Source organism: Fuscovulum sp., from assembly GCA_035192965.1.
In the GTDB taxonomy this organism is placed as follows: domain Bacteria; phylum Pseudomonadota; class Alphaproteobacteria; order Rhodobacterales; family Rhodobacteraceae; genus Paragemmobacter.
Genome location: CP136571.1, coordinates 1,743,368 through 1,769,597, shown reverse-complemented (window position 1 = coordinate 1,769,597; position 26,230 = coordinate 1,743,368). Strand labels below are relative to the sequence as shown.

The 26,230-nt window shown below is 61.1% G+C and carries 20 protein-coding genes, 1 tRNA gene and 1 pseudogene; 13 read left to right on the top strand and 9 right to left on the bottom strand.

Annotation, left to right across the window (positions count from 1 at the left end; genetic code table 11):
* The first annotated feature begins 125 nt into the window (after positions 1-125).
* Entirely contained in the window at positions 126-1,547 is a 1,422-nt protein-coding gene (tldD, locus tag RSE12_08700; GenBank protein WRH64385.1) for a metalloprotease TldD, read from the top strand.
* A 229-nt stretch (positions 1,548-1,776) separates the two neighbouring features.
* Here tldD and RSE12_08695 read toward each other — a convergent pair whose 3' ends face one another.
* Positions 1,777-4,119: a Tex family protein gene (locus RSE12_08695; GenBank protein ID WRH64384.1), complete on the bottom strand. Its 2,343-nt coding sequence runs from the start codon at positions 4,117-4,119 to the stop codon at positions 1,777-1,779.
* A gap of 165 nt (positions 4,120-4,284) precedes the next feature.
* On the opposite strand from RSE12_08695, the gene RSE12_08690 reads away from it, so the two are divergent.
* Positions 4,285-5,022: an endonuclease/exonuclease/phosphatase family protein gene (locus RSE12_08690; protein WRH64383.1), complete on the top strand. Its 738-nt coding sequence runs from the start codon at positions 4,285-4,287 to the stop codon at positions 5,020-5,022.
* Positions 5,019-6,581 (top strand): phospholipase D family protein, encoded by a 1,563-nt coding sequence (locus tag RSE12_08685; protein WRH64382.1) that lies wholly within the window; start codon positions 5,019-5,021, stop codon positions 6,579-6,581. Before RSE12_08690 ends, RSE12_08685 begins: the two co-directional genes overlap by 4 nt.
* 9 nt (positions 6,582-6,590) lie before the next feature.
* Here RSE12_08685 and RSE12_08680 read toward each other — a convergent pair whose 3' ends face one another.
* The 4 genes from RSE12_08680 to RSE12_08665 are packed head-to-tail and all read right to left on the bottom strand — an operon-like array spanning position 6,591 to position 10,217.
* On the bottom strand, positions 6,591-7,859 hold the full coding sequence (locus tag RSE12_08680; GenBank protein WRH64381.1) for a glycerate kinase: 1,269 nt from the start codon (positions 7,857-7,859) through the stop codon (positions 6,591-6,593).
* Positions 7,860-7,892: 33 nt separating this feature from the next.
* Positions 7,893-8,825: a biotin-dependent carboxyltransferase family protein gene (locus RSE12_08675; protein WRH64380.1), complete on the bottom strand. Its 933-nt coding sequence runs from the start codon at positions 8,823-8,825 to the stop codon at positions 7,893-7,895.
* Positions 8,825-9,505 carry an allophanate hydrolase subunit 1 gene (locus tag RSE12_08670; protein ID WRH64379.1) on the bottom strand — a complete coding sequence of 227 codons (681 nt, stop codon included), beginning with the start codon at positions 9,503-9,505 and terminating at the stop codon, positions 8,825-8,827. Before RSE12_08670 ends, RSE12_08675 begins: the two co-directional genes overlap by 1 nt.
* Position 9,506: 1 nt before the next feature.
* Positions 9,507-10,217 carry a 5-oxoprolinase subunit PxpA gene (locus RSE12_08665; GenBank protein WRH64768.1) on the bottom strand — a complete coding sequence of 237 codons (711 nt, stop codon included), beginning with the start codon at positions 10,215-10,217 and terminating at the stop codon, positions 9,507-9,509.
* Positions 10,218-10,425: 208 nt separating this feature from the next.
* Here RSE12_08665 and RSE12_08660 point away from each other — a divergent pair.
* Positions 10,426-10,500: transfer RNA gene (locus RSE12_08660), tRNA-Glu, on the top strand.
* Positions 10,501-10,569: 69 nt separating this feature from the next.
* Here RSE12_08660 and RSE12_08655 read toward each other — a convergent pair.
* The 4 genes from RSE12_08655 to RSE12_08640 form a co-directional block, all read right to left on the bottom strand.
* Positions 10,570-11,064, bottom strand: coding sequence for a tyrosine-type recombinase/integrase (locus RSE12_08655; protein ID WRH64378.1), 495 nt, complete (start codon positions 11,062-11,064; stop codon positions 10,570-10,572).
* A 66-nt stretch (positions 11,065-11,130) separates the two neighbouring features.
* Positions 11,131-11,607 (bottom strand): hypothetical protein, encoded by a 477-nt coding sequence (locus RSE12_08650; protein WRH64377.1) that lies wholly within the window; start codon positions 11,605-11,607, stop codon positions 11,131-11,133.
* Between the two features lie 501 nt (positions 11,608-12,108).
* The gene (locus RSE12_08645; protein WRH64376.1) at positions 12,109-12,345 is read right to left on the bottom strand and encodes a hypothetical protein; all 237 of its coding nucleotides are present in this window, start codon (positions 12,343-12,345) and stop codon (positions 12,109-12,111) included.
* A 7-nt stretch (positions 12,346-12,352) separates the two neighbouring features.
* Entirely contained in the window at positions 12,353-12,616 is a 264-nt protein-coding gene (locus RSE12_08640) for a hypothetical protein (GenBank protein WRH64375.1), read from the bottom strand.
* Between the two features lie 1,013 nt (positions 12,617-13,629).
* Here RSE12_08640 and RSE12_08635 point away from each other — a divergent pair.
* The 9 genes and pseudogenes from RSE12_08635 (at position 13,630) to RSE12_08595 (ending at position 26,106) form a co-directional block, all read left to right on the top strand.
* Positions 13,630-14,232, top strand: a pseudogene (locus RSE12_08635) (IS5 family transposase).
* A gap of 673 nt (positions 14,233-14,905) precedes the next feature.
* Positions 14,906-15,199: a hypothetical protein gene (locus tag RSE12_08630; GenBank protein ID WRH64374.1), complete on the top strand. Its 294-nt coding sequence runs from the start codon at positions 14,906-14,908 to the stop codon at positions 15,197-15,199.
* 22 nt (positions 15,200-15,221) lie between these two features.
* Complete coding sequence (locus RSE12_08625) at positions 15,222-15,611, top strand: ATP-binding domain-containing protein (GenBank protein ID WRH64373.1); 390 nt, start codon at positions 15,222-15,224, stop codon at positions 15,609-15,611.
* Positions 15,608-16,285 (top strand): hypothetical protein, encoded by a 678-nt coding sequence (locus RSE12_08620; protein WRH64372.1) that lies wholly within the window; start codon positions 15,608-15,610, stop codon positions 16,283-16,285. The genes RSE12_08625 and RSE12_08620 overlap by 4 nt, the downstream gene beginning before the upstream one ends.
* 472 nt (positions 16,286-16,757) lie before the next feature.
* Positions 16,758-20,159, top strand: a complete 3,402-nt coding sequence (locus tag RSE12_08615) for an SIR2 family protein (protein ID WRH64371.1) — start codon at positions 16,758-16,760, stop codon at positions 20,157-20,159.
* A 333-nt stretch (positions 20,160-20,492) separates the two neighbouring features.
* Positions 20,493-20,975 carry a hypothetical protein gene (locus RSE12_08610; protein WRH64370.1) on the top strand — a complete coding sequence of 161 codons (483 nt, stop codon included), beginning with the start codon at positions 20,493-20,495 and terminating at the stop codon, positions 20,973-20,975.
* A 251-nt stretch (positions 20,976-21,226) separates the two neighbouring features.
* Positions 21,227-21,772 carry a hypothetical protein gene (locus RSE12_08605; protein ID WRH64369.1) on the top strand — a complete coding sequence of 182 codons (546 nt, stop codon included), beginning with the start codon at positions 21,227-21,229 and terminating at the stop codon, positions 21,770-21,772.
* Between the two features lie 439 nt (positions 21,773-22,211).
* On the top strand, positions 22,212-24,401 hold the full coding sequence (locus RSE12_08600; protein WRH64368.1) for an AAA family ATPase: 2,190 nt from the start codon (positions 22,212-22,214) through the stop codon (positions 24,399-24,401).
* Between the two features lie 598 nt (positions 24,402-24,999).
* On the top strand, positions 25,000-26,106 hold the full coding sequence (locus RSE12_08595) for a sigma-54 dependent transcriptional regulator (protein ID WRH64367.1): 1,107 nt from the start codon (positions 25,000-25,002) through the stop codon (positions 26,104-26,106).
* Positions 26,107-26,230: the final 124 nt, after the last annotated feature.

The window sequence follows — 26,230 nt, the reverse complement described above, 5'->3', positions numbered from 1 at the left end:
CGCAACAGACAGCCGCGCAGAATCCCGTTGTTTCCTGTTCGCTTGAAACCATATTAAGGCCTCTACAGCAAGCCAAAGCGTTGCGGCAAAAGCGCGCCGCTTGACCCAGATCAAGGACAGCCCCCATGACCGATGCCCCTTTCCGCCCCTTCGAGACGGCACTGGATGAAGGGGCAGCCCTGGCGATCCTGCGCGACGCCACGGCCGGGGCCGATGACGGCGAGCTTTTCCTTGAACGCAAACGCTCCGAGGCGATCGTGCTGGACGATGGCCGCATCAAGACCGCCGCCTATGACGCGTCTGAAGGGTTCGGCCTGCGCGCCGTGCGGGGCGAGGTTGCGGGTTATGCCCATTCGACTGAGATTTCCGAAAAAGCCCTGCGCCGCGCGTCCGAAACCGCACGCATTGCCGTGGGCGATGGGGGAGGCACGCTGGCCGCATCGCCCAAAGGCACCAATACCCGCCTCTATGGCGATGCTGACCCGATGCTGGACGCCACATTCGCGGGCAAACTGGACCTGCTGAAGGAAATTGACGCCTATGCCCGCGCGCTTGACCCCCGCGTGGTGCAGGTGTCGGCAACGCTTGCTGCGGGCCTGCAAGAGGTGGAAATCCTGCGCCCCGAAGGCCTGCGCCTTGCCGACATCCGCCCGATGGCGCGGCTGAACGTTTCGGTGATCGTTGAACAAAATGGCCGTCGCGAACAGGGCGGCACGGGCGGCGGTGGCCGCTTCGGCCTGGCCCGCCTGATGGAGCGCAGCCACTGGCAACCCATGGTGGCCGAGGCGCTGCGGATTGCTCTGGTCAACCTCGACGCCGTTCCTGCGCCTGCGGGGATGATGGATGTGGTCCTTGGTCCCGGCTGGCCCGGCATCCTGCTGCATGAGGCGATCGGTCACGGGCTGGAGGGTGACTTCAACCGCAAACAGACCTCGGCCTTTGCGGGCCTGATGGGCAGCCGCATCGCCGCAGCGGGGGTGACAGTGTTGGATGATGGCACCATTCCCGACCGGCGCGGGTCAATCAGCGTCGATGACGAAGGCACGCCTTCGGGCAAGAATGTGCTGATCGAGGATGGCATCCTTGTGGGCTACATGCAGGATCGCCAGAACGCCCGCCTGATGGGCGTGGCCCCCACCGGCAACGGGCGGCGCGAAAGCTTCGCCCATATCCCGATGCCGCGCATGACGAATACCTACATGCTGGCCGGCCCGGATGATCCCGCCGCGATCCTCGCTGATCTGAAGGATGGCATCTATGCCGTGGGCTTCGGCGGCGGTCAGGTCGATATCACCAATGGCAAGTTCGTGTTTTCCTGCACCGAGGCCTACCGCGTGCAGAACGGCAAGATCGGCGCCCCGGTCAAGGGTGCCACACTGATCGGCGACGGGGCCACCGCCCTGCGCCAGATCCGCGCCATCGGCAATGATCTGGCGCTGGATCCCGGCATCGGCAATTGCGGCAAGGCGGGGCAATGGGTGCCGGTGGGCGTTGGGCAGCCTACCTTGCTGATCGGGGGCCTCACCGTCGGCGGCAGCGCGGCCTGAGGTGTTGATACGGGGGGCTGTCTGCCCCCCACGGCGCGTGCCGCGCCTCCCCCCGAGGATATTTGACCAGACGAGAGGCAGCAGGATCAACAGGCTTGGGCATTCAAACTGGCGATCATCCACCTGCCCTATCTTCTCTGCGAAAATATCCTCGGGGGTGAATGGGCCGCAGGCCCAGAGGGGGCAGACAGCCCCCTTTTTCTTTTCACCGCAAAGCCCCGACGCGCTTTCAGCGCCCGAACTTCCCCTTCAGCGCATCGGCAAAGGCATTGCCTCCCGTCGCCTCTTTCGGACCGGCCGATGAGGGCACGGGTTTGCCGCCACCGCTCCGCATTTGGGGCTTGGGGTTTGCAGCGCCCCGCTCTGCCGCACGCTCGCGCGCCTCGCCCGAATCCGCTTTCATGGTCAGCGCAATCCGTTTGCGCGGCGCGTCCACCTCGACCACGCGCACCTTCACCACATCGCCGGCCTTCACCACCTCATGCGGGTCTTTGACGAAACGGTCGGCCAGCTGGCTTACATGAACCAACCCGTCCTGATGCACCCCGATATCGACAAAGGCGCCAAAGGCCGCGACGTTGGTGACCGTCCCTTCCAGCAGCATCCCCGGCTTCAGATCGCGGATTTCATTCACGCCATCGGCAAAGGTGGCCGTCCGGAACGATGGCCGGGGATCGCGGCCCGGCTTTTCCAGTTCCGCGAGAATATCCTTCACCGTTGGCAGGCCGAACCTTTCATCCACGAATTGCCGCGGATCGACGGATTTCAGCGCCACCGCATCGCCCATCAACGTACGAATGTCGCGCCCGCAGGCCGCCACGATGCGGCGTGCCACGTCATAAGCCTCAGGGTGGACCGAGGATGCGTCCAGCGGTTCCGCCCCGCCCGCGATCCGCAGGAACCCTGCCGCCTGTTCAAAAGCCTTGGGTCCAAGCCGCGCGACTTTCAACAGATCACGCCGGGTCTTGAAGGGGCCGTTCTGGTCGCGATGCGCGACGATGGCATCGGCAAGCGACGCCCCCACCCCTGACACCCGCGCGAGCAAGGGGGCCGATGCGGTGTTCAGATCCACGCCCACCGCGTTCACCGCATCCTCGACAACCGCCTCCAGCGACCGGCCCAGACGGTGCTGGTCAACGTCATGCTGATATTGACCCACGCCAATGCTCTTTGGTTCGATCTTGACAAGTTCTGCCAGCGGATCCTGCAATCTTCGGGCAATAGAGACTGCTCCCCTGATCGAAACGTCCAAATCCGGGAATTCCTTCGCCGCGAGTTCCGAGGCCGAATAGACCGACGCCCCCGCCTCGCTGACGATCACCTTCACCGGTTTTTCCGCCCCCGGCAGCACGGCCAGCAGGTCAGCCACCAGCTTTTCCGTCTCGCGGCTGGCGGTGCCATTACCGATCGCAATCAGCTTGACCCCATGCTTGCCGATCAGCTGCGCCAGCGCCACCTGCGCCCCGCGCAGGTCGTTCTTGGGCTGGAACGGATAGACCGTATCCGTCGCCAGCACCTTGCCTGTGGCATCCACTACCGCGACCTTCACCCCGGTCCGGATGCCGGGGTCCAGCCCCATCGTGGCCTTGCCGCCCGCAGGGGCCGCCAGCAGAAGATCCTTCAGGTTGCGCGCAAAGACGCGGATCGCCTCTTCCTCGGCCCGTTCCCGCATCTCGCCCATCAGATCGAGCGTCAGAGAGGTGCGGATCTTCACCCGCCAGGCCCAGGCTGCCGCTTCGCGCAGCCAGGCGTCCCCCGGCCCGCGACCCAGATTCTGGCCCTGCGTGGCCAGAACAGCGGCACAGGCACGCTCCGCCGGGCTGTCGCCCTTGGGGGCGTCGGCGTCGATCTCCAGATCCAGCGTCAGAAAGCCCTCATTCCGCCCGCGCAGCATCGCCAGCACGCGGTGCGAGGGCGCACCCGCCCAGCCTTCGGAATGGGCGAAATAATCGGAAAACTTGGCCCCTTCGGCCTCTTTCCCATCCACCACCTTCGCCACCAGCTTGGCCACCTGTTTCATATGCCCGCGCAGCCGCCCCAGCAGATCGGCATTTTCGGCCAGCCCTTCGGCCAGAATGTCGCGCGCGCCTTCCAGCGCGGCCTTCACATCGGGCACCGCCTCGGTGATGAACGCCTCGGCCAGCCGGGCCGGATCGGCCATCCGGTCGGCCAGAATCGCCTCGAACAGCGGGCCCAGCCCGTTTTCCCGCGCGATCATTGCCCGCGTGCGCCGCTTGGGCTTGTAGGGCAGATAGATGTCTTCCAGTTCCGCCTTGGTCGTGGCCTTCACGATCGCGCCTTGCAGGGCGTCGGTCATCTTGCCCTGCTCGGTGATCGACGACAGGATCGCCGCCCGCCGCGCCTCCATCTCGCGCAGATAGGCAAGACGTTCGGCAAGCGTCCGCAACTGCGTATCGTCCAGCCCGCCCGTCACCTCTTTGCGGTATCGCGCAACGAAGGGCACAGTCGCGCCTTCATCCAGCAATCCTACAGCCGCCACCACCTGGGCGGGCTGCGCGCCAATTTCGGTTGCGATGGTCTGGGCGATGCGGCGCGTGGTATCGGGGGTCATGGAATTCCTTCTCGGAGAGGGTCGAGTCGCGGGCGGCGACCATAGCCGCGCCCTGCCCCGCATCCAAGCCCGCCCGCACCCGCCCGACACCGCAAGGGGACACAGGTTCGGCACAGGTGCGCAACCCCCCTGCACAAAGCCCGCCACACCGCCTAGATTGGCGCAATGACAGATGTCCCCCCCAATTCCGGCCAGCCCGCCCTGCGCGTGGCGTCGTGGAACATCCACAAGGGTATCGGCACCGACCGGCGGCGCGATCTGATGCGCACCACCGCCGTGATCGCCGAAATCGCCCCCGATCTGATGACCCTGCAAGAGGCCGATCTTCGCTTCGGCACCCGCGCGGGGCTGCTGGACCTTGACCATCTGCATTCCGAAACCGGCCTCAGGCCGCTTCCCATCGGGCTGGGCGGGCCGTCGCATGGCTGGCATGGCAACGTGATCCTCTTTCGCGATGCAGAGGTTATCGACCATCACCGTCTGTCCCTGCCGGGGCTGGAACCGCGCGGGGCGCTGGTCACTGATCTTGACCTCGGGCATGGCCGCCTGCGCGTGGTGGCCGCCCATCTGGCCCTTTTGCGCCAGTCTCGCAGGGCGCAGGCGCGCGCGATCCTTGATCTATTGAACCAGCTGCCACCCCTTCCCACCCTGCTCATGGGTGATCTGAACGAATGGAAGACCGGGCCGCGCACGCCCCTCGCCGATCTGGCCGGTCACTTTGTCCTGCCCGATCCGGTGCCCAGCTTTCCCACGCGCCGGCCTTTCCTTCCGCTCGACAGGATGATGACCACCGCCGAGGGGCGGCTTTCCGACATCGCCGCGCATGACACGCCCCTCGCCCGCCGCGCCTCTGACCACCTGCCGCTGACGGCCCTCCTGCATCTGCCGGGGCTTGGGGCATGATCCCCGGCCTGATCCTGTGGATCGGCGTTGCGGTGGCGCTTTTTCTTGGGGCTTCGGCGCTTGCCATGCGGTCCTACAACCGCTTTGCCGCCCGCGCCCGGGGCAGCCACAGCACCCATCTTCCGGTCGAGGGCCCGCAAACCCCGCTGGACCGCCTGCTTCAGCCCCAGATCGAGGCCCATCCCGGCCGCAACGGACTGGCCAATCTGCTGGGGCCAAAGGATGCTTTTGCCGCGCGCAGCCTGTCGGCCAGCCATGCCGGGCGCAGCCTTGATCTGATCTACTATATCTGGCGGGCCGATACCTCTGGCCGGCTGCTGATGGCCGATCTTCTGGCCGCCGCCGACCGGGGGGTGCGCGTGCGCCTTCTGCTGGATGATGTGAACGTGCAGGGGTTCGATCTGGCCTTTCTTGGTCTGACCCAGCACCCGAACATCGAGGTGCGGCTGTTCAACCCGACGCGCAATCGCGGCCATTGGCTGCGCCGCTCTGCTGAGTTCCTCCTTGGCCTGTCCCGCTTCAACCGCCGCATGCATGGCAAGATCTGGATTGCGGATGGTCGGCTGGCCATTCTGGGCGGGCGCAATGTGGGCGACCTTTACTTTGGCGCATCCGACAAAAGCGGGCGGCTGGCCCATGATGCCGACATCATCCTTGCAGGCCCCCTCGTGGCCGAGGCCGCCGCCCTGTTCGACCGGTTCTGGAACCTTGGTCTTTCGCTGCCTCTGGTCACGCTCTGGCCAAACCTGCGCCTGAACCCGGCGCGGTTTCGCCGCCGCCTAGCGCAGCGCACTACGGCACCGTTTTCCCAGCAATATCGCGATCAGGCCATCGCCGGGCGCAGCGCCGACGATCTGCTCTGCGCTCCCTTGCGCTGGATCGAGGAGGTCAGCCTGCTTGCCGATCCGCCAGAAAAGGCGATGGGGCAGCGGGCCGAACCCTGGTTGGCCGACCGGATCGGCGACCTGCTGCAAAGCGCCCAGTCAGAAATCCGGCTGACCACACCCTATTTCGTGCCGGGATCGCGCGGCCTGTCGGCAATCACCGGGCTGGCCGAACGTGGGGTGGCGGTCAAGGTGCTCACCAATTCGCTGTCGACAACCGATGTGGCCGGGGTTCACGCGGCCTATGCCCATTACCGCCAGCCGCTTCTGGCCTCTGGCGCGGCACTTTGGGAATTCGCGCCGATCCGAACCCGCCGCCGCGGCCTGCCCGCGGGGATCAGGGGCAGCCGGGACAGGCTGCATGCCAAGATCTTCCTGATCGACGGCACCTGCGCGCTGGTCGGTTCGCACAATTTCGATATGCGCTCTGCGCATCTCAACACCGAATTTGGCCTGCTGTTCCGCGATCCGGTGCTGGGCGGTGAACTTGCGGCGCTGTTTGACCGGCAAACCGCACCGGACTCGGCCTTTGCTGTCACACTTGAGAATGGCGCGCTGCATTGGAACATCGTCGAGGATGGCCGCAGGGGCAAGGAACGCAACGAACCCGAAGCGTCCGTCCTGCGCCGCCTTGCCGCCTGGGCGATGGCCTTTCTGCCGCATGACTGGCTGTAAGGCGCTGAGTCAACCGGGCGGCAGGATCAGCACGGCCCTGAAATCGTTCACATTGGTCAGCGTTGGCCCGGTGATCACCTGATCGCCCAGCGCGGCGAAAAAGCTGTGCGCGTCATTGGCCGCCAGCGCGCGCCCTGCATCCACCCCGGCCCGCGCCGCCCGCGCCAGCGTATCGGGTGCCACCCGCGCGCCCGCCACCTCTGCCGCGCCATCCACACCGTCGGTATCGCAGGCAATCGCATGCACCTGGGGATGCCCGCGCAGCGCCAGCGCAAGGGCGAGGCAGAATTCCGCATTCGGCCCACCGATGCCATCGCCCCGCCGCGTCACTGTCAGTTCCCCGCCCGACAGCAGCAGTACGGGCCGATCCCCGGCGCGCAGCCCTTCCGCCGCCTCTACCGCCAGCCTCGCATGGGCGATGGCCGCCTCCCGCGCCTCACCCTCCAACGCATCGCCCAGCAGCCGGACCTCTACGCCCTTTGCCATCTGGGCTGCCGCCCTCAGCGACTGGATCGGCGCGGCATAAATCACATTCTCCACCCGCCCCAGCCGCGCATCGCCGGGCGGCACCACGCCCGAAGGCCCGTTCAGCGCCGCCGTCACACTGTTCGGCACGGCCACCTTCCACCGCTCCAGCACCGCCCGCGCCTCGGCCACGGTCGAGGCATCGCCGACGGTCGGGCCTGATCCGATGAAAGCCGGATCATCGCCCGGCACATCCGATATCATCAGCGTCAGCATCCGCGCAGGCCAGGCTGCTGCCGCCAGCTGCCCGCCCTTCACCCGGCTCAGATGCTTGCGGACCGTGTTCATCCGGTGAATCGGCGCACCAGAGGCCAACAGCGCGGCATTCACCGCCTGTTTCTCCGCCAGCGTCACCCCGGCAACAGGTGCCACCAGCAAAGCCGAAGCCCCGCCCGAAATCAGCGCCAGCACGAAATCCCCCTCGCCCAGCCCCGCCACCAAATCCAGCATCCGCGCGGTGGCCGCCGCCCCGGCTGCGTCCGGCACCGGATGCGCGGCCTCCACGATCTCGATCCCCCGGCACGGGCGGCCATAGCCATAGCGCGTGATCACCAGCCCCTCGCAGGGGCCCCAAGCCACCTCCACCGCTTCGGCCATACGGGCGCTGGCCTTGCCTGCGCCAATAACAACCACCCGCCCCGCAGGTTTGGGTGGAAGGACCTGCGCCAAGGACCGCATCGGATCGGCCACTTCGACCGCTCGGTCGAAAAGGGCCCGCAGGAACGCCGCCGGTCCGATTTCAGAAAGATTCATCCGCCCCTCCCGCGTTGCGCAAATCGCGCAACCTCATGTCCGTTCCAGCAACCGCCGCAGGGCCGCCGCCCGCAATCGCACCATGGCCACCGCCTGTTCCGGGGTCACCGACCGGAAGCGCACCTCTGCATGTGGCCGCAATTGCGCGAAAGCGTCCAGTTCGGAACCGACCAGCGTGGCGATCTTCGGATAGCCCCCGGTCGTCTGATGATCTGCCATCAGCACGGCCGCCACCCCATCCCCCGCCACTTGCAGCGATCCGCGCAACACGGGTTCGGACGGGATGCCCAGCGCACCTTCGGGTGCCAGCGATGGCCCGCGCAGGCGCACCCCCATCCGATCATAGGCATCGGTCAGATGAAAGCGCGCGCCCAGCAGCATCTCGATCCGTTCTGGCGCAAAGAACCGCTCTTGCGGCCCGATCACCAGCGCCACCGCATCCCCGCGCGGCCGTGCCCAGACCGGGCAGGCCATCGGCCGCGCGCCCACCGTTCGCGCCTGTTCAACCACCAGCCGCCGGCTTGCCACAACGGCACCACCGCCCAACCCGGACAGCGCATGGGTGGCCACACTGCCCAGCCACGGTTCAGCCACCAACACCCCGGCAAAGGCGATCGTGCACCATGCCCCCCAAGGCCCGCGCCGGATCGCCAGCCGGTCGCCTTCGCGCAAGTTCACCACCGACCATGACCCCGTCCGCGACGCCCCGGCCTCCACCACAAAGCCGCCACCCGCCACCGCGACCGACAACGCCCCCGACTCGACCTCCAGCACCAGCCCGCCCAGCGATACCTCAACCGCGGCCGCGCCCGGCGCGTTGCCCAGCGCGTGATTGGCCAGCGCCAGCGCCGCCCGGTCCATCGCGCCAGAGGCCGGCACGCCAAAGCGCATCAGCCCGGCCCGCCCGCCATCCTGGACCGAACAATGCGGCCCGGCCGCAATCACCCGCAGCACCGCCCGCGCCATCAGCCGCGCTCCGCTGCGGCGAAATCGTCCAGCCCCACGCGCCGGAACTGCACCCGGTCACCCACATCAAACAGAAAGGGCCGCGCCGTATCGCCCGTCAGAATCCGCGTGGGCGACCGCCCGATCACCCACCACCCTGTCGGCATGGTCAGTGTCGTCACCAGACATTGCCCGCCCGCGATGATGACGCTGCCCGCCGCGACACCCCGCACGGGGGCCGCCTTGCGCGGCAGGTGAATCGCCTCTGGCACGCCGGTCAGATAAGCATAGCCGGGGGCAAAGCCGTACATGAACACCCGGTAATCGCCCGCCAGATGCGCCGCGATCACCGCTTCTACGCTTAGCCCCGTCGCACTTGCCACAGCAGCCAGATCGCGCCCGAACTCCCCATCATAGCAGACCAGAACCTCGTGCCCTGCCCCTTCCGCCCTGTCCGGCCGGGCAAGAGAAAGCCGCGCCTCCACCCCGGCCGCGACAGCCGCGTGATCGGTCATCAGCGGGTCAAAGACCACCAGCAGGTTCACCATGGCAGGCACCACCTCTACCTGCCCGCCCACCGGATCGTCGCGCAGCACCCGGTCCAGCGCCAACACCGCGTCATGCACGCCGTCCGTCACAGCTGCGCCGAAATCCACCAGCACGGCACGGTCGGCCACCGGGGTCAGGCGCGGATAGTCCATCTCAGACCCCGGCAAAGGGGCGGATGGCAAGCCCTGCCGCCTCAAGGCTTGCGCGCAGCCCGCGCGCCAGTGCCACCGCACCGGGCGTGTCGCCATGCACACAGACCGACCGCGCCGCCAAGGCGACCTCACCCCCGCCCAGCACCGGCATCCGGCCCGTCTCGGCAAAGCGCAGCAGCCGCTCTGCCACCATCGCAGGTTCGTGCAATACCGCGCCCGCCTGCCCGCGCGGCACCAGCCGCCCGTCGGCGCGATAGGCGCGGTCGGCAAAGACCTCGGACACCACCTCCAGCCCGGCCTTGCGCCCCTCTATCTCCAACTCCGTTCCGGAAATTGCCAGCAGCGCCAGCTTTCCCGGCAGCGCCCGCACCGCCCCGGCAATAACCGCCGCCACTTCGGCCCGGTCGGCGGCCAGATTGGCCAGCGCCCCATGCGCTTTGACGTATCGCACCGTCACCCCGGCCAGCGCGGCCACGCCCTGCAAGGCACCCACCTGCGCGGCCACCATGCGTGCAATCTCATTCGGCGTCATCGGGATCACCCGCCGCCCGAACCCCTCGCGGTCGGCATAGCCGGGATGGGCACCCACGACGACGCCGCGCTCTGCCGCCAACCGAAGGCTGGCAAACATCACCTCGGGGTCGCCCGCATGGCCGCCACAGGCCAGATTGGCGCTGCTGACAATGTCCAGCATCGCCGCGTCATCGCCCATGGCCCAAGGCCCAAACCCCTCGCCCAGATCGGCATTCAGGTCGATCTCTTGCAGCAATGGCCCATCCCCCCGATTCGCACCGCCCGTCCCGTGATCCTGCCCGTCCACCGCCCCGGGGAAAACCCGAAAAGCCAACGCGCCCACCGACCACACTTTTCCTCTTGCACAAGGGTTTGCCCTTCGTTAGACCGCCCCCACCAAACGCCGTGGCCCGTTCGTCTATCGGTTAGGACACCAGGTTTTCAACCTGGGAAGAGGGGTTCGACTCCCCTACGGGCTGCCACTCTCGATAAAAAGCACTTTAAAATCAGCGAGCTACAAGCGCCTTTGACCAACCTGTAAAAAAGGTTGGTCAAGGTTTCTTTGCCTCGACCGGCCTCAGACGCGCCATGCCATTGTCCGCGAGAAGCGCCCGGTTCGCCTTCTGAACGTAAATCGACGCCATCTTGGTGTCCTTGTGCGCAAGGTAACTGGCAATCTCCCACTCCGTAGCACCGGCCTCCGCCAGACGTGTCGCACCCGCCTTGCGCAACCCATGGGCAGAACAATGCGGCAGACCCGCCGCAACGCATTGATCCCGAAACCAATTGCCCAATGTTTCTGCCTTGTATTTGCGCCCGGCACCATGCGCGAGCAACGGCACCTGGTCTTCCGGCAACAGAGCAAGCTCTTCAGCCAGTTCGGGCAAGATCGGCAGCAGCGCTGCCACGCGCGTCTTTCCGCGTGAGTAACTCACCCGCCCTCCCTCCATATTGTTCTTCTCGAGGGCCGCTGCGTCCTGACGTGATGCACCTGTAAGGAGAAAGATCAAAAGGGCGAGGCGAGCCTTGCTTCCTTTCGGATGCACAGCAAGATACTGGGAAATCTCCTCGTTGGTCCAAGTATGGTATCCATCCGGATTTGTTTTGCGCTTTTAAGCGAGCTTGGCGGGATTGTCCTTCAGGATTTCCTCACCAATTGCAAAATTGAAGAGCATCGACAGGTTCTTTTTGACAGTGTTTGCGGCCACCGGCCCCGCCTTTTTCTTCATCAAGGCTTCAACATGCTTCTTTTGGAAACTGCGAAAAGGCAGATCACCGATCTGATCCATCAACCAAGCCAGTTCACGCTGCAGGGTCTTCTTCCTGCTCAAAGACAGATCGGCATACCGCATGGTCGATTTGTAGCGCACGATCAGGCCTGCAAACGAATTTGGATCCACACGAGCTGCTTTCGGTGAAGGCTCCGTCAATCCGGCGATCGCACGATCATAGGCGATACAAAACTCTTTGGAGCCATAGGGCCCGGGAAGATACATGTCGATCTTACCATAGACACGAAAACGATAGCGCACCTTCTTATGTCGATCAGTGACTCTACTCACTCCAGGAAATGGGTTTTTGCGCTTCATCTAATGCCTCCAGACCACTGATTTTTCACTCTAAGTTTCTGTTTGGGCGTCACACACGCGGCACACTTGGCCTGCACTACCCAAAACCGAAATCTGCTGATTGATAAGTTCAAAACGAGGTTTATCAAGAAAATTTTCACATGATCCCATAAAAAAGCTCCGGCACAAAATGAGCTGCCAGTGCTACACTATCTCTGCTCTCAACCCTTCACTTCGATAGATTGATACCTTACTCCATCACGGTGACAGAGCCCGAGAGGTTCAAAACGGAATGCGTGTGGTCAGCTTTCGATAAAATTGAGACCGACTGAGAAGCAGACTGAGAGCCTGCGAAGGATCTCTAGAGAAGCTGGCAACTCCTGTGGCAAATTCTTTCTGAGCTAACAACAGTCTCAGCCCAATGGCACCATGGAGCACGAACCCATAAACAGCGCAGAGACACGGCCACTTCATTGAATACTTTGAGAGGCGGTACCTGCCGTTCTTTGAAAGACACTCAAGTCAGGCTGATCCATCGATTTCTGCAAGAGGCCTAGCCGCAAAACTTGGATAGCTGGCATTCCCGCAATTCTTGCTGTTGCAATCGGCCTCAAGAACGCGCGGTTCCTCTGAGATCAGCCGCTGTGCATGATGCATCACGACCGGACGAATGGCCATGTGCCGCTGGCACCACTGACTCTCATCTTCAACCACATCGCTCTTTTCCCCCAAATCCCTCTTCAGAAGGAAAAAGACCATCTTCAACTTACTCATCCAACAACCGATCACAGGGATTTACATCGCTGCCCAAGTCCACATCATATGCACTCGGCAGGGTCAACAGATACTGATCCAGTTCGCGTTTAATCCAGACCCGCACATTCGATCCAAGCCGTCTCGGAGAAGGGAGCGCACCAAGAGCAACCATGCGGTCAAAGTACACGGCGCTCACCCCACAGTAATGAGCGGCAGCCTCACGTCGCAGGGCGCCGGGATCAATGGTTGTAATTGGGTTGTTGCGCTTGGTCATTTCGGGTTCGCCCACTGTCTCCCTCACAAAGGGAGAAAATCTACTGTGATCGGTGCGTTTTCTCGGCATATGAAACCTCACAAGTTCACGTCTGCAAGAATCTTGGTAGACGGCGGAGAAAATCGCTAGAGCTGTCCATAAAAATCACGCACGTGACTGTGGATAATGTAAACTCTGAGACCAAAAGACGATTATCTGAGAGGTGGATGAGGATGTACTTGGGGTAAGTTTAGAAAATCGCCCTATAATTCGGAATTGTTCCTTAAATTATACGTTTTTCATAATTATTTCTGACACAAGCTTTCTGGAAAATGTCAACTGGTTTCTTCTATCTTTCCACGGCATATGCTGAACGTATGCACTATCTTTTGGCGAGTTGATTCTGCTTTCGGTCGGTCCGCGGAATGAGGTGAAGTTCCATGTGCGTTTCTGACGGAGCCGTTTCAGGGTAGATCAGGGTGAAGGCCTTGGCCGCCAGATTGATGCCGTGCGACAGACGCAGGGCGATGCCCTCACGTTCCCTAGCTCCTTCTCACATTCGGCGACAATCCGGCGATACTGCCCCATTTGGTCGCCACGGTCGGATGGTTTGTAGTCCTCACCTTTCGACAGCTACACCCTCGCTGCGCGTGCCAGTCGGTTGGCAAAGGCCGCTGCAACCAGAATCGTTGCCGTGAGTGCCGTCATGCGTCCCAGACAGGTCGCTTCGGGTGCGCCCCATCGTACAGCCCACCGCACCACCGCGACGGTCTCAATCATCAGTAGCCTTCGAATGTCACGCTGACCCATCTTGGCGGCTCGGCCCAGCGGGTCCTTGCCGCGGTACGAATGCTGACGCGGCGTGAGGGCAAATCAGACAGCGAAGCTCCGGCCCTTCGGGAAGGTCGCCAGCGGTGGCATAGGGGTAATGATGGCTGCTGCGGTCATCGCCTCCACTCCTTTGGAACGTCTGAGAAACTCTGCACTCAGCTTTCGGTGTGGTATGATCGGGCCTTTCGCCACGGAGTTTGACGATGCGGAAGCAGCCCGCCCTTCCCAGCTTTTCCGACGCATGGAAGAAGAAGCGGACGCGGCGTGAGGCGTTTCTCGCGGAGATGGATATGGTCGTGCCGTGGGCACGGCTGGAAGCATTGATTGAGCCGCATTACCCCAAGAAGGGCAAGAAAGGTGGTCGCCCGATCATGCCGCTCGGAACGATGCTGCGGATCTACTTCCTCAAGAATTGGTATGCGCTCAGCGACCCTCTGGCGGAGGAGATACTGTATGACTGCGAGGCCATGCGCCGCTTTGCTGGGATAGAATTGGGCGATGATCGCGTCTCCGACGAGACGACGATCTTGAACTTCCGGCATCTTCTGGAGCGCCACAATCTGACCAAGGCGCTCTTCGCTGAGGTCAATGTGCATCTCTCCGAGAAAGGCCTGACGCTGCGCTCTGGGACACTGGTTGATGCGACGATCATCGACGCGCCACCTTCCACGAAGAACGAGGCAAAGAGCCGCGACCCCGAGATGAGTTCAACAAAGAAAGGCTATGATTGGTACTTCGGCATGAAGGCGCATGTCGGCGTGGACGCTCAGAGTGGCACCGAGCACAGCATGGAAACGACCACAGCTAAGGTGCATGACAGTCAGGTTTGGGATGCGCTGTAGCACGGCGAGGAAGCGTCCGTCTGGGCCGACAAGGGCTATATCAACGCCGACCGTCAGGCTGCATTTGAAAGCTAGGGCAGCAGTATACCTTGCCAGAATGACAACGGAGAACTCGAGCTACACCCGAGATGCAGTTTGCGGGGGGGCCGCCGATTGCTCATTCACCGTAGACGAGCTGTTGAGGGTGACAGCCGCACGTCCAATTACCAAAAAGAGCGGAGTGCTCCGGGGAAATCATAACGTCGTCGGCTTCATCGAGGACACGTCCTCACTACCGGTCGCTGGTGGCGGTGAGATGGATGGATATATCGAACGCGATGCCGCTGAATGGCCGGAAGGCCCTATTTTCACTGTACATATCTCCATGCGTTAGATTGACGATCCGAGCGAGGACTAGGGGTACAGCGGAGCATGCACGTGCCCTACCACCAACCACGTTTGGCCCAGAGTGGACGGTCGGTCCATCGCCACGCGATGCGGCAGTACTCCTAGAAGCGTCATTCGAGGGATTCTGCAGCAAACTCTTGCAGGCGCCGCAAGCTACCATCTGCTAATCTAGTGAGTGGCCACGACAAAACCTCCGAGTGTTGATTCTCGCTCAGAAGTGACTCAGTTGAAGGTGTCCTAGGCTGGCGGCATGACCCGTGGCCGCCGCCACCGCGACGTCTGCGGCGCGGCGGACCTGACGATCAGCGTGCAGGACACGGTGGGGTCGGTCATCGCCTTTGCCGGAATTGTCCACCTTGGCGCGACCGTGCCCGAACGCTTCCTGCGCTGCATCCTCGACTGCCGCGATATGGTCACCCTGACCACCGCCGATTTCGACGCCCCCGTCCGTGATGGCGGCGTCCTGCCGCCAATGGCCCCCGGCCTTGGCATCACCGTCCGGCGCGATGCTCTGGGGGGATCGGTCGCCCGCTGGTCGGCCTGAAACCGGTCAGGGTGGGAAAGCCATGACCCCAGACAAACAAGACCAAACCGACAACGAGAAACCCATGAAGATGTTGACCGCCACTTCGGCGCTTGCCCTTGCGATAATGGTAGGGCCGTTGTTCGCCAACGACACCCCCGGCGAGGGCGTGACCGTCCGCCCAGTCCGGCAACACGCTTTCGCCATCTCAGTTCACAAAGCACAAAGATCTCAATGGCGCCGCGTCATTATCCCCATCTTCCCGTCCCGCCTGCTGGACAGAACACTGGTTTACACAGCCATTGCGCGTGTGGCCGAGCAAGTTATATTATTGGGTGATGAACTCGCCTTGGCATCGGCCATTAAGAGCGCGCCCGCGTCCACCGTACAATCCATTGGACTGGATAAACGACTACATCAGGTATGCCGATGAACGATGCCGAGCTTGATTCCCTGATCGCGGCACTTCGAAACGAGGCTGACGAGGCCGCTTGGCACGTCGGCTACATGAAAATTGCGGTCGATGAAAATCCCTTGATCTCGGATCGCCTGAATGGCTCGTATTCCGGATATGCTGGGGCAATCGCAAGTAGTGCAGTAAAGGCTGCGCTCATTCTCTACTGCGCCCGTGCTTGGGACAAAGCAGAGGATGCGGTATCTCTTCGAAGAACGATTGCCGAACTTCCTGACCTCGATGGGCTTCTGAAGCGTCGCAGCATTCAGTTGGCCGCTCTTGGGGTAAATTTTGACGACACCTACACTTTCACAAGTAGACATACCGCGCTTTTGAAGGCATTTGGTGAGGCCGAAGCTTCAGTGACCCATGGTCACATCCGACTTCTGCGCACTGAATACTTCGCTCATCGGGTTATCGAAAGCAAAGAGCGGAAGAAGCTCGCAAGTTCGGGAGTGGCGATAGAGCCTGCGACATACGATGCCCTGTTGCAGCTTGCCGAAGCCACCATCTTGCTTGTTGGGGAGATTGGGTATCTCTGGGATAGGCAGAGCAATCCGTATGCAGATCGTATCGCGCGCGCAGAAGCCTATTGCCGCGAGTTCTGGCAGAACGTCCCGGTCCTCCGTGACGTCGAAAAAGCCCTTCGATAAGACGGTCGGTCGTCGGAGCCAAAACTACCTTAAGAATGCTGCGCCAAGCCAAAATTACCGGCAAAATACTGGTTCTTTAAACCGGTTCAGCAAGCCTGCAGTCTAAAGGCATCCAAAAGGGTACGATGTCACACACACAGTTGCCAGTGTCGCATTCTCTTCATTATCTGAAGCGCGCCTGCAAACTGGGTAATTTCGCAACCGACTGGCGCCCTGAACTGAATGGCTATCTGTCCGGATAGGGCGGAAAGCGTATTTTCCGCTGATCTACTGGCACGGTCCTGTATCGCGAAAATGTAGCATTATTCAGGCGTTTATTGGTATAATGTTGAAAAAGCGGCACGTCTCAGAACAGCCTCTTCATCGGAGAAATCTCAATTTGACTACTAGCCTTCACAAAGTTAGATCTCTTGGAGATGGGTCAGCCTTTGATGCATTCGCTAAAGCACTATGGGCGAATGAGGCAGCCGTTATGGTCGGTGCCGGCTTCAGCCGCACTTGTCGCCGTGAACATGATGCACCTGCTCCACCGCTCTGGGGAGATTTTGCCGCCCGCATGGAAGGCTCGCTTGGCTATGCCGAGGGGAAAGGTCCTAACGCCCTGCGTCTTGCGCAGGAATACCAGGCGCAACACGGCGAAGATGGGTTGGACCGCTTGATTCGGGAGTTAGTGACGGATGACAGGTGGGAGCCATCGAATCTTCACCTTCAGCTGATGGAGTTTCCTTGGGTCGATGTGTTGACGACGAACTGGGACACCCTACTGGAGCGCACCTCCCCGAAGACACCAGATCGCGTCTATAGTTGCGTCCAGACGATCAGCGACCTCGCGCGTTCGCGCGCACCGCGCATAGTTAAGCTGCACGGCTCTTTGCCGTCTTCTAAGCCGTTCATTTTTACCGAGGATGAATTTCGCACCTATCCCGCAAGATTTGCCCCCTTCGTGAACCTAGCCCAGCAGGTGATGCTAGAGAACGAGCTTTGTCTCATCGGCTTTTCAGGGATTGATCCGAACTTTCTGGCGTGGAGCGGCTGGGTGCGTGACACATTGCACGTATCTGCCCGCCGAATTCGACTTGTCGGCGTGCTTAACCTGACTCCGGCGGCGCGATCTTTGCTTGAGCATCGCAATGTCACTCCAATTGATCTGGCACCTCTCGTTGAAACTGATCTGCCCGACGAGCAACACGAGAAGGCGCTTGAACTGTTTTTCTCCGCCTTGATTGAGGCAAAACCGCCGTCGCCCTTTGAGTGGGCGTTATCACCAGATCGCTTTAATGCTTCCCGAAGTGCGTCAGATGACGACAAGGCAAGCCGCAAGGACGTCGCGGCAACGTGGGCTGCAGATCGGCGCATTTATCCTGGCTGGGTTGTCGCCCCTGAAAGGGTTACCCGTCCCCTGCGATACTCCTTCCCGACTCTAAGACGCATAGAAGAAACGCCAGCAGATCATTTGAGATTTGCGGCTGAGCATATCTGGAGAAGGACCATTGCGGGTATCGAACTGTTTCCCCGTGACCTCGAGGAGGCAGATCGACATTTCAACGCGGTTTCATGCCTTTCTACGCAACAGCGCACCGACCTCTGCGTTAGCGCCGTAAAGCATTGGCGTAAGTTTCGCGACTGGGACCGTTGGTCTACATGGATGAGGCGGCTGGCGGCCACCTCAGGTGAAGACGCCAACCTGTGGCACGCCTATGAGACTGGCTGGAAGGCTGTACTCGATTGGGACGATGACGGCGTACAAAAAGCAACCCTAGCGATATCTTCGGACGCACCTATATGGGTGATGCGGCGTGCAGCACTTTGTTCGACCCTCTTTTCATACCGGGACGCAGCCTTAGATTATAAGGCGGCGCTTTTATCCGTCCGGCAAAAGTTACGATCAGCCCCGCGGTCGGCATGGCTGATCTCAATCGAGGGATGGGCGGCATTGTTTCATAAAGTGACTTTCAACGCACTGACGGATGACCTGCTCTCCTTTGCCGAACATGAAACGGATGAGACCCGGCTGCGCTATGCCGGTGCAAAAGTCGATCCTTGGGACGAAATCTCACGCCGAGACAGGCTTGCAACTGAACGGTCTGAGCGAAACAGAACCGACGGTGAAGGGTGGGCTCTGTCGTTCAAACCCGGGCGCTATAGGCCAAGTGGAGTTAGACGAATTCGCGGTGATGACGAATGCCCGTTCTACGGTCTACTGGATCTTATGGAGCGAACTGGCGCGCCAGAGAGGAGCATACATGCCAATCTTTTCTCCGACAGGCTTGTCGCAGGGTATCTAGCGCTCAAAGGCCCCGATGACGATGATCTTATGACGCTTCTAGCGCGCTATCGCGGTACCGATGTCAAGATCCTGGATCGCATCCTTCCGCGAATGAGAATTGCACGGTTAAGTGATGTCGCAATCAAGGTGTTGCTGGATAATATTGGAAATCGGATAGATCGAACACTAAAAAGCCATGGCGCTTGCCGTCACGATGACCATGTGCGCTTCTTGTTGGGCTTACTTGCACGCGTGGTGGTACGCGCTGAAAGCCCAAAGGCACTCGAGATTTATCAATGGTGCCTTGACCTGTTGAACAACTCAGAGCTTTGGTGGACCTGCCTCCGCGAGTGCGGTGGCGTACTGGCAACGGCAATTGAAGCGATGGATGCCGGCAATCGGCAAACTGCGTTGCAACTCGCGCTCGAATTCAAACTTCCATCGGAGGGTAAGGCCACGGGAGTTGAGGACGACTGGCCGGAGCTTATCGATGATTTCACATTCAATGATCTTTGCAGCTTGACGGTATCCCAAACACTTTGGAATCGTGTAGAGGTCTTGATCGCAAGCGCAAAAACAGCTCAGAAACTGGACAGGACCCGAGCATTGATGCGGCTCGCTAGGTTGCATCGCGCAGGAAAGTTGACGAAGGATCAGAATTCCGCATTGGAGGATGCGATCTGGAGTCGGCGCACCGAAGCAGGTTGGCCAGAAGATCATAGTCTCTACCTGTGGGTATTTTTGGAGCTTCCGGGACGGGATAGGGCCGAAGCGCTGTTCGCGCCTTCTTTTTTAGAACCATTGATGCAAGGCCAGATCGGTGAAGACCTGCTACGAAACTTGCGCTTTGGGCTTTCAAAGCTCGATAGAAAGCCGGGCGTCGATACGTTGACATCCTGTGTGGCGGCATGCGTGAATTGGCGACCTCGATCTCGCGAAGCTTCGGAAAGATCTTCTAAGTTGTTCGGAGATGTTGATCCTGACGTAGGCGTCGCAAAAGAAATTGGATATGTTCTAGCAAGCGCACTTTTGCCTGCTTGTGCCATTCCTGCGCAGGATGGCGATTTGGCCAGCTTGATCTCCAGCATAACCAGCCATGGCCATATCTCCACTTTGTCTGCGACAGCCTATCAGATTTTCCGTCTTTGTCCGAACATGAGTGATGAGGCTATTGCTCTTGTCCGATCGTCAATTGCCAGCCGCGATCCTACTCGAGTGTATGCGTCATTCGTAGCCATTGGACAGTTTTTAGATGCCGCGGACAACAAGGATTCGATTCCAGCTGAGATCGTCGAGATTTTGCTGCAGATAGCTGAACAAAGGTTGCAGCCAGGCTTGGCAAATGCGCTGGAGTGTCTCGCGACCGTTGTGGACCACGCGACCAAATTGGAAAAAGTTACACAGCGGCTCGCTAAAGCCTTGCCGCCAATTATCGAAGAGTATCGGTATGACCAAGATCGGTTAGATGTGCCCTCAATGGCGGAGCTCCCGTTGGTGAGACGGCAGGTGCGACGTTTGGCGCAGCTACTGGCAAATGAGCATGCGGAGTTGCACACTATCTTGACTCAGTTGAATACGGACCCGATGCCGGAAGTCTGCAATGTATGATAATGTAGTGATGTGATGGGAAGTCATTGGCGTCGCGGCTCATATCATTGATCGCCTAGACCATCTCCTGTGGCAGACGCAGGATTAGGTCGTCACTATTTTTTTCTTGTTTTCCATGCGTTAGCCGATCCGGCAAGGTTTTTTTCACTGCCGACGTTGAAGAATTCAGGATTTTGGCCAGAATATAGTGGTGATGACCAATTTACGTCTGTGCGTCCATCCAAATCGGCGTGCACACTTCCATTAGTCAGCCACGCTCAGTCGGGCGAAGAAGAGAGTTGGCCCTCTCCCCTCCGCCCTCGCCACCAACAGATCTTGATAGGAGATTTGCCGATGACTGTTTTCGACCCTAGCAGCGCCAATCGCGCGCTGAAAGACCCGCTCTTCCCCACCCCGACCTTTGTCGCCTTCACGGCCCTCGTTGCCGCGCTGGCAAATGCCGCAGAGATTGCCGAGATGCAGTCCGATCCGGCAAGCTTCGATCCGGCCTATGCGTCGCTGGACGCCGACGAGGCTGAGATCGCCGCTGTGATCACGCGGGCCACCACGGCCGCGATCCAGGCCACGCCTGTGCTGGCCGTTGACGAACGCCTCTCCTGTGCGGCGGTCTTCATCCGGTCCTTCTTCGGCATTGAGGACAATAGTGATCGCCGCCATTTCCTTGAGCAGATGCGCGACTGTGAACTCTGGGAGCCCGGACGGGGCAGCAGGAATGATCAGATCGTGGCCCAGATGATCGGGCTCGCCTTCCAGCGCCTTGACCGCTTGGATCGCGCGCTGTTCGGCCCCGACCCCGAGGACATCCCTGCGCTGTAACCAGGGCGCGGCGTAGACCCCGCCAGGGGACGGGCCAGCCATGCGCTGCGCCCTGCCTCGGTCCGCGCATGGCTAGGCCAAGAGACCAGCTGTGTCACTTGCCCCTTTGGGCAACGACTTCGCTGCCCACCTCGTGCCGGTTCTGCCCTCTCGGCGTGACCGCTGCGCCGCCGCCCCTTCTCCCATCGTTTCCCCGTGTCGGCCTTTGGACCGCACGGGGCTCATCCTGCGTCTTTTCATGGAGGTCTTTCATGACCCAGCTCACCCTTCCGGGCTTTGCCCCGCCCCCGACCCTCGCCTCTCTCATCCGTCGCTTTGATCACCCGATGCACGCGCTTGCCGCCTATCCCGAAGTCGAGCCGGCCATCCGCAGCCAGTTTGCCAAGCAGATCGGGCGTTCCGGCGAATTTCTCGTCGACTCCGTGACCCACCGCTATGGCTTGCGGAGCCTCCCCTCTTTCGAGGACGAGCCGTTTGACCGCCACCTCATCATCACGCCGCGGGTCTTCGACCGCATGCAGATCAAGACCCAGACCGCGCCCAATGCGATGGGCAATTATGTCTTCACCTTCGCGAAGGGCTATAGCCGCAGTGGTCAGGGCCGGCGTCCCTATGAGGCCGGGGATTACGACATCAAGGTCTGTGTGATCTTGCCACTCAACGCGGTCTATTTCACGAGGGAACAGGGGCACAGCGTGACGATCACGCCGCTTCTTCTGCGCCACATCCTCGACTTTCCCCAAGAGAGCCTCTTTGCCGCCCTCAGGCCGCATATGATGGACGTCACCCCCTCCTAAGGAGCCGCTCCCGCCCCTGCCCGACAGTGTTGCAAAGGGTCAGCCCCTCCGACGCCGGGCATACCGCAGCGCGGACAGACGATCTTCACCCCGTCTGACCCAAACCTCCTCCCTCGCAGCCGCGTGGCTGCGAGCCCCCCCACTTTTGTCCTTTTCACGGAGAGCACCCATGAGCCACATCCCTCCCCCGCCGATGGCCACCGACACCGCAAGCTTCACGGAGACGCCCAAGACCGGCTTCACCACTGCCCCCCACGCCAGCAGCGCTCCTGCCAGCCCGTCGCCCGACAGCCAGCCCAACGGCAGCGCGCTTCCCGACAGCGCCTCGCCCGCGGACAGCAGCCCCACCGCCGAGGCCAGCATCACCACTGGCCAGGCCCCCGAGGCATCCGGCCTGCTCCTTAACCGCCTGAAGCGCAGTGCGGAAGAAGAGGGGGACATGCTGGATGACATCATGGCCGACCTGCAGTGGGATCCCGAGGACGTCGAGGTCCCGAAGGCAGAACGGAAGCGCAAGCCGCGGAAGCTTGTGACGATCCGTCCCAAGTCCCCTTGGCAGCAGCTTGGGGTGCAGATGCTGAACACGCTTGCGGCAAATCCCGATACCGCAAGCCTGTTCCGCGGCTCGCCGAGCGATCTTGCCACTGCACCGGCCCGGTCTGCCGCAGGTTCTGCGGCCGCAGCCATGTCACGGGAGGCGATCCGCGCGGAGATCGAACGCGGAAGTGACCCCTATGCCCGCCCTGTGGACAGCGAAGACGCGCGGCCTCAGGTGATGCTGCAGCCGGGCTTCCTCATCCCGCTCGTCGCTCTTGCCCGCAGCTTCGGATCCCTCGCGGCCATGAAGGCCCGCACCCGTCCGGGCGAAGTGCTGCTTCTGGAGGTCTGGGGCGAAGAGCATGTGAGAACGACCGCCAAGCTGTGTCGCAAGGCGCTCCTGCCCCTCCTCGAGACAAAGGCACGGAATGGGGGCATCACCATCCTTGAACTTACGGAACGCGCCCTGCGCAAAGAAGCGCTGAGCGAGGAGACCCGCATGGCGCTGTCATCGGGGGCCCCGGTGATCGTGATCGCACCTGCAGACCTGCCCATTCCCAGAACCTTGCGGCAGAGAGCGGATCACTCTTTTTCCGTGACCCCCTTCGATCAGGAGAGCCTCACGTTTCTGCTTCGGTTGAGCCATTCCGTGACGGGAACCGTAGCCTCCGCTGCCTTGAAGAAGCTCCTTCCCGAGGATGCGGCCCTCCGGACGCTCAAGGTGGAGGACCTTGAACTTTCCTTGCGCAAGCCAACCTCGCTGCAGGTTGCAGCCGATATCCATCGCGCTCTGCCGAAGAAGCTGATCGAGGGCGATTTCTCGGCCTATCCGCTGGCACCTAAGGCGCGCGCCGCAGCACAGCGGTTGATCACGGATCTCGAAGCCTGGAAGAGCGGCGCCCTGGATTGGGACGACTGCCTGCGCGGCGTGGTCCTGCACGGCCCCCCGGGTACCGGCAAGACCGACTTTGCGCGCGTGCTCGCCGCCCATGCCAAGCTCCCCCTGATCGAAGCCGGGCCGTCAAAGGCCCAGGGAGCAGGATCCTTGCACAATGCAATTCGCTCCATGAACGACGCCATGGCACGCGCAAAACAGACGGCACCCTCCATCTTGTTTCTGGATGAGGTCGATGCGATCGGCAATCGGAACCGCCGCGATCACAACAGCGCCTATACCGATGGTCTGGTGGCGGCCTACCTCGCTCTGCTCGATGGCGTAGGCGATCGCGAAGGCGTCGTCGTGATTGCGGCAACGAACCATCTGCACAACGTCGATCCGGCGCTGATCCGGGCCGGAAGGTTCGATCTGCACATCCGCCTTGATCCCCCCTCCTCCGATCTGCTGCCGCAGGTCTTTCGGTGGCATCTGCGGGATGACCTTCCCGATGCGGATCTGTCGAGCCTTCGTTCGCTCGCCATGGGCCGTTCGCCTGCGGAATGCGCCGCTGTCGTGCGCGACGCGAGGGCGCAGGCCCGGCAGGAACGTCGCCCGATGCGACTTGCCGATATCGAAGCCATTCTCTCGGCCGGCCTTGGGGCGATGTCGGTCGAAGAACGCAGGCGCATCGCCGTGCATGAAGCAGGCCATGCCGTGGCCATGATCGCATCGAGGGTTGGTGCCGTGGAGAGCATGACAATCAATCCTTCTGGGGGCATGGTCGTCCGGCATCGCACGGAAGGATTTTCGACGGCGCGCGACATCCAGGATGAGATCAGCACCCTGCTGAGCGGCTTTGCCGCCGAACAGTTGGTCCTTGGCGAGGCCAGCCTCGGCTCCGGGGGCAATACCGAAAGCGATCTCGCCCGCGCAACCAGCGCCGCCGCGGTCCTCGAAAGCAGCACCGGCCTTGGGTCCTCCGGGCTCCTCTGGTCCGGCCCGCCGGAGGAAGCCCGCGCCCTGCTGCGGACGGATTTCGAACTGTCAGAACGGGTGACGGCCCATCTGAACAGAGGCCTCGACCAAGCCAAGGAGATCATCCGCAAACATCGCGCTCTGCACACCGCGTTGAGTGATGCCCTCTTCAATGCCGGGCACCTCACGCAGGAGCAGGTCGCAGAAATCGCGGCAGAGTTCACGGACCGGAAAGCGTGATCGGCATCGTCATGTGCAGCGAACGGTGGATCGAAGCCGTTTCGCCGGCGACATTACAACCTACCCCTGCCCTGTCGGTTGATCTTGTAAACAGATACACCGATGGGGCGGGACGAAGAGGCGCCCACATACATCACCGAGTGGGCCGCGCGCAGTTGGGCATTCAGCAGCAGCTTCTTCAGTTTGCTCATATTTCCAGACTGGTATTTTAACATATTTTAAAAGAGAAGCATCTCTTCCATCCAAAGCCTTGATAGTTATTCATCCTCACAACCCGCCAGCCAGCTTTCTCCACCTTTGTCATTTTTTTCCTCAGCGGTTTATGATTTTTTAGTACACCGTTCAGAGGCGCTCACCTGCACGCTTGATTCCTTAACTGAGCAAAAGGATCGTGCTTTTTGTGGGCGCACAGGTCACGGGACAACGACCAATACTTAAAATGTTAACATTCATTTTAACAGTACAAACGAAAGAATGGGTTTTCTCTGCCGTTAATATGTACGCCACCCATAGTTCACACCCAAAACAGACCCATAGAAGCCCAAAAACACCTACGGCCAGCTAAAAAGGAAGTAACGCAAACCGTAGGGAGCCAATCATGTCATGCCACTGGAGTGAAGTTGAAGTCGCAGCGCAGCCCGCACCTGTATCGACCGCGACACTTGCCTCTATCCTCGTCGGCGAGACGACCCCGATGGTAAAACTGAAGCGCATGATTGCGGCGGTAGCAACCTCTGATGCGTCCGTCATGGTCAATGGCCCAACCGGCGCCGGCAAGGAACTGGTTGCAGAGGCTATTCACCGCGCCTCCGGTCGCCAAGGCGCACTGATCGCTGTCAACTGTGCAGCGATCCCTGCGGAGCTTCTGGAAAGCGAACTCTTCGGGCACGAGAAAGGTGCGTTTACCGGTGCAGATAAGATGCGCGTTGGCCGTATTGAACAAGCCGCAGGAGGCACGCTCTTTCTCGACGAGATTGGCGATATGCCTCTGGCGCTGCAAGCCAAGCTTCTGCGCGTTCTGGAAACGCGTCGGGTGCAGCGGGTCGGTGGCGCCTCGGAAGTTGCGGTCGATTTTCGGCTGGTCACGGCAACGCACCGGAACATGGAGGCTGCTGTCGAGAAAGGCGCCTTTCGTGCTGATCTCTACTTCCGGATATCAGTGTTTCCAGTGACTGTCCCGAGCCTCGTGGAGCGCAGCGCGGATATCCCGCTGATCCTCGCAAGGCTTATAGACCTTCAAGCCCGTTCGAACCCCATAGTCGATGTCCCGCATTTCGATCTTGGCGCTCTGCGAGCGCTTCAGGGCTACGCTTGGCCCGGTAACGTTCGCGAACTCAAAAACATTGTCATGCGTGCCTTCGTCATGTTTGGCGGTCGAATGATTACTGCTCGCCATGTTCGGGAAAATCTTCTCGCCATGGAAATGCCCGATACGGAAACGGCCGATTGTGTCATCCCTCAGGTTGCCCCGGGTACGAGGGACGAACTCCCCGATCCCACCGAGTTCCACGATGCCTTGGCACGCCTCGGGGCAATCGATCTGCGTTGCTACATCAGAGACATCGAGGTGGCACTGATCGAAGCGGCTATCGACAAACGTGCGGGCAACATTTCACAAGCAGCCGAGGCGCTGAGGCTCAACCGGACCACAATGATCGAAAAGATGAAGAAATACGGGATCCGGCGAGGAGCATTGGTCGCATGAGCGCTCTCCCCAAAGATATCAGTTTTTCGTCGCCTCGACATAAAGCTGTAACTGCGCAGCCGTCGAGTAGGCTCTTTTCCGAGTCGCCTTACTGCTCCCTTGCGCGGTCGGCCTCGACTCTGGA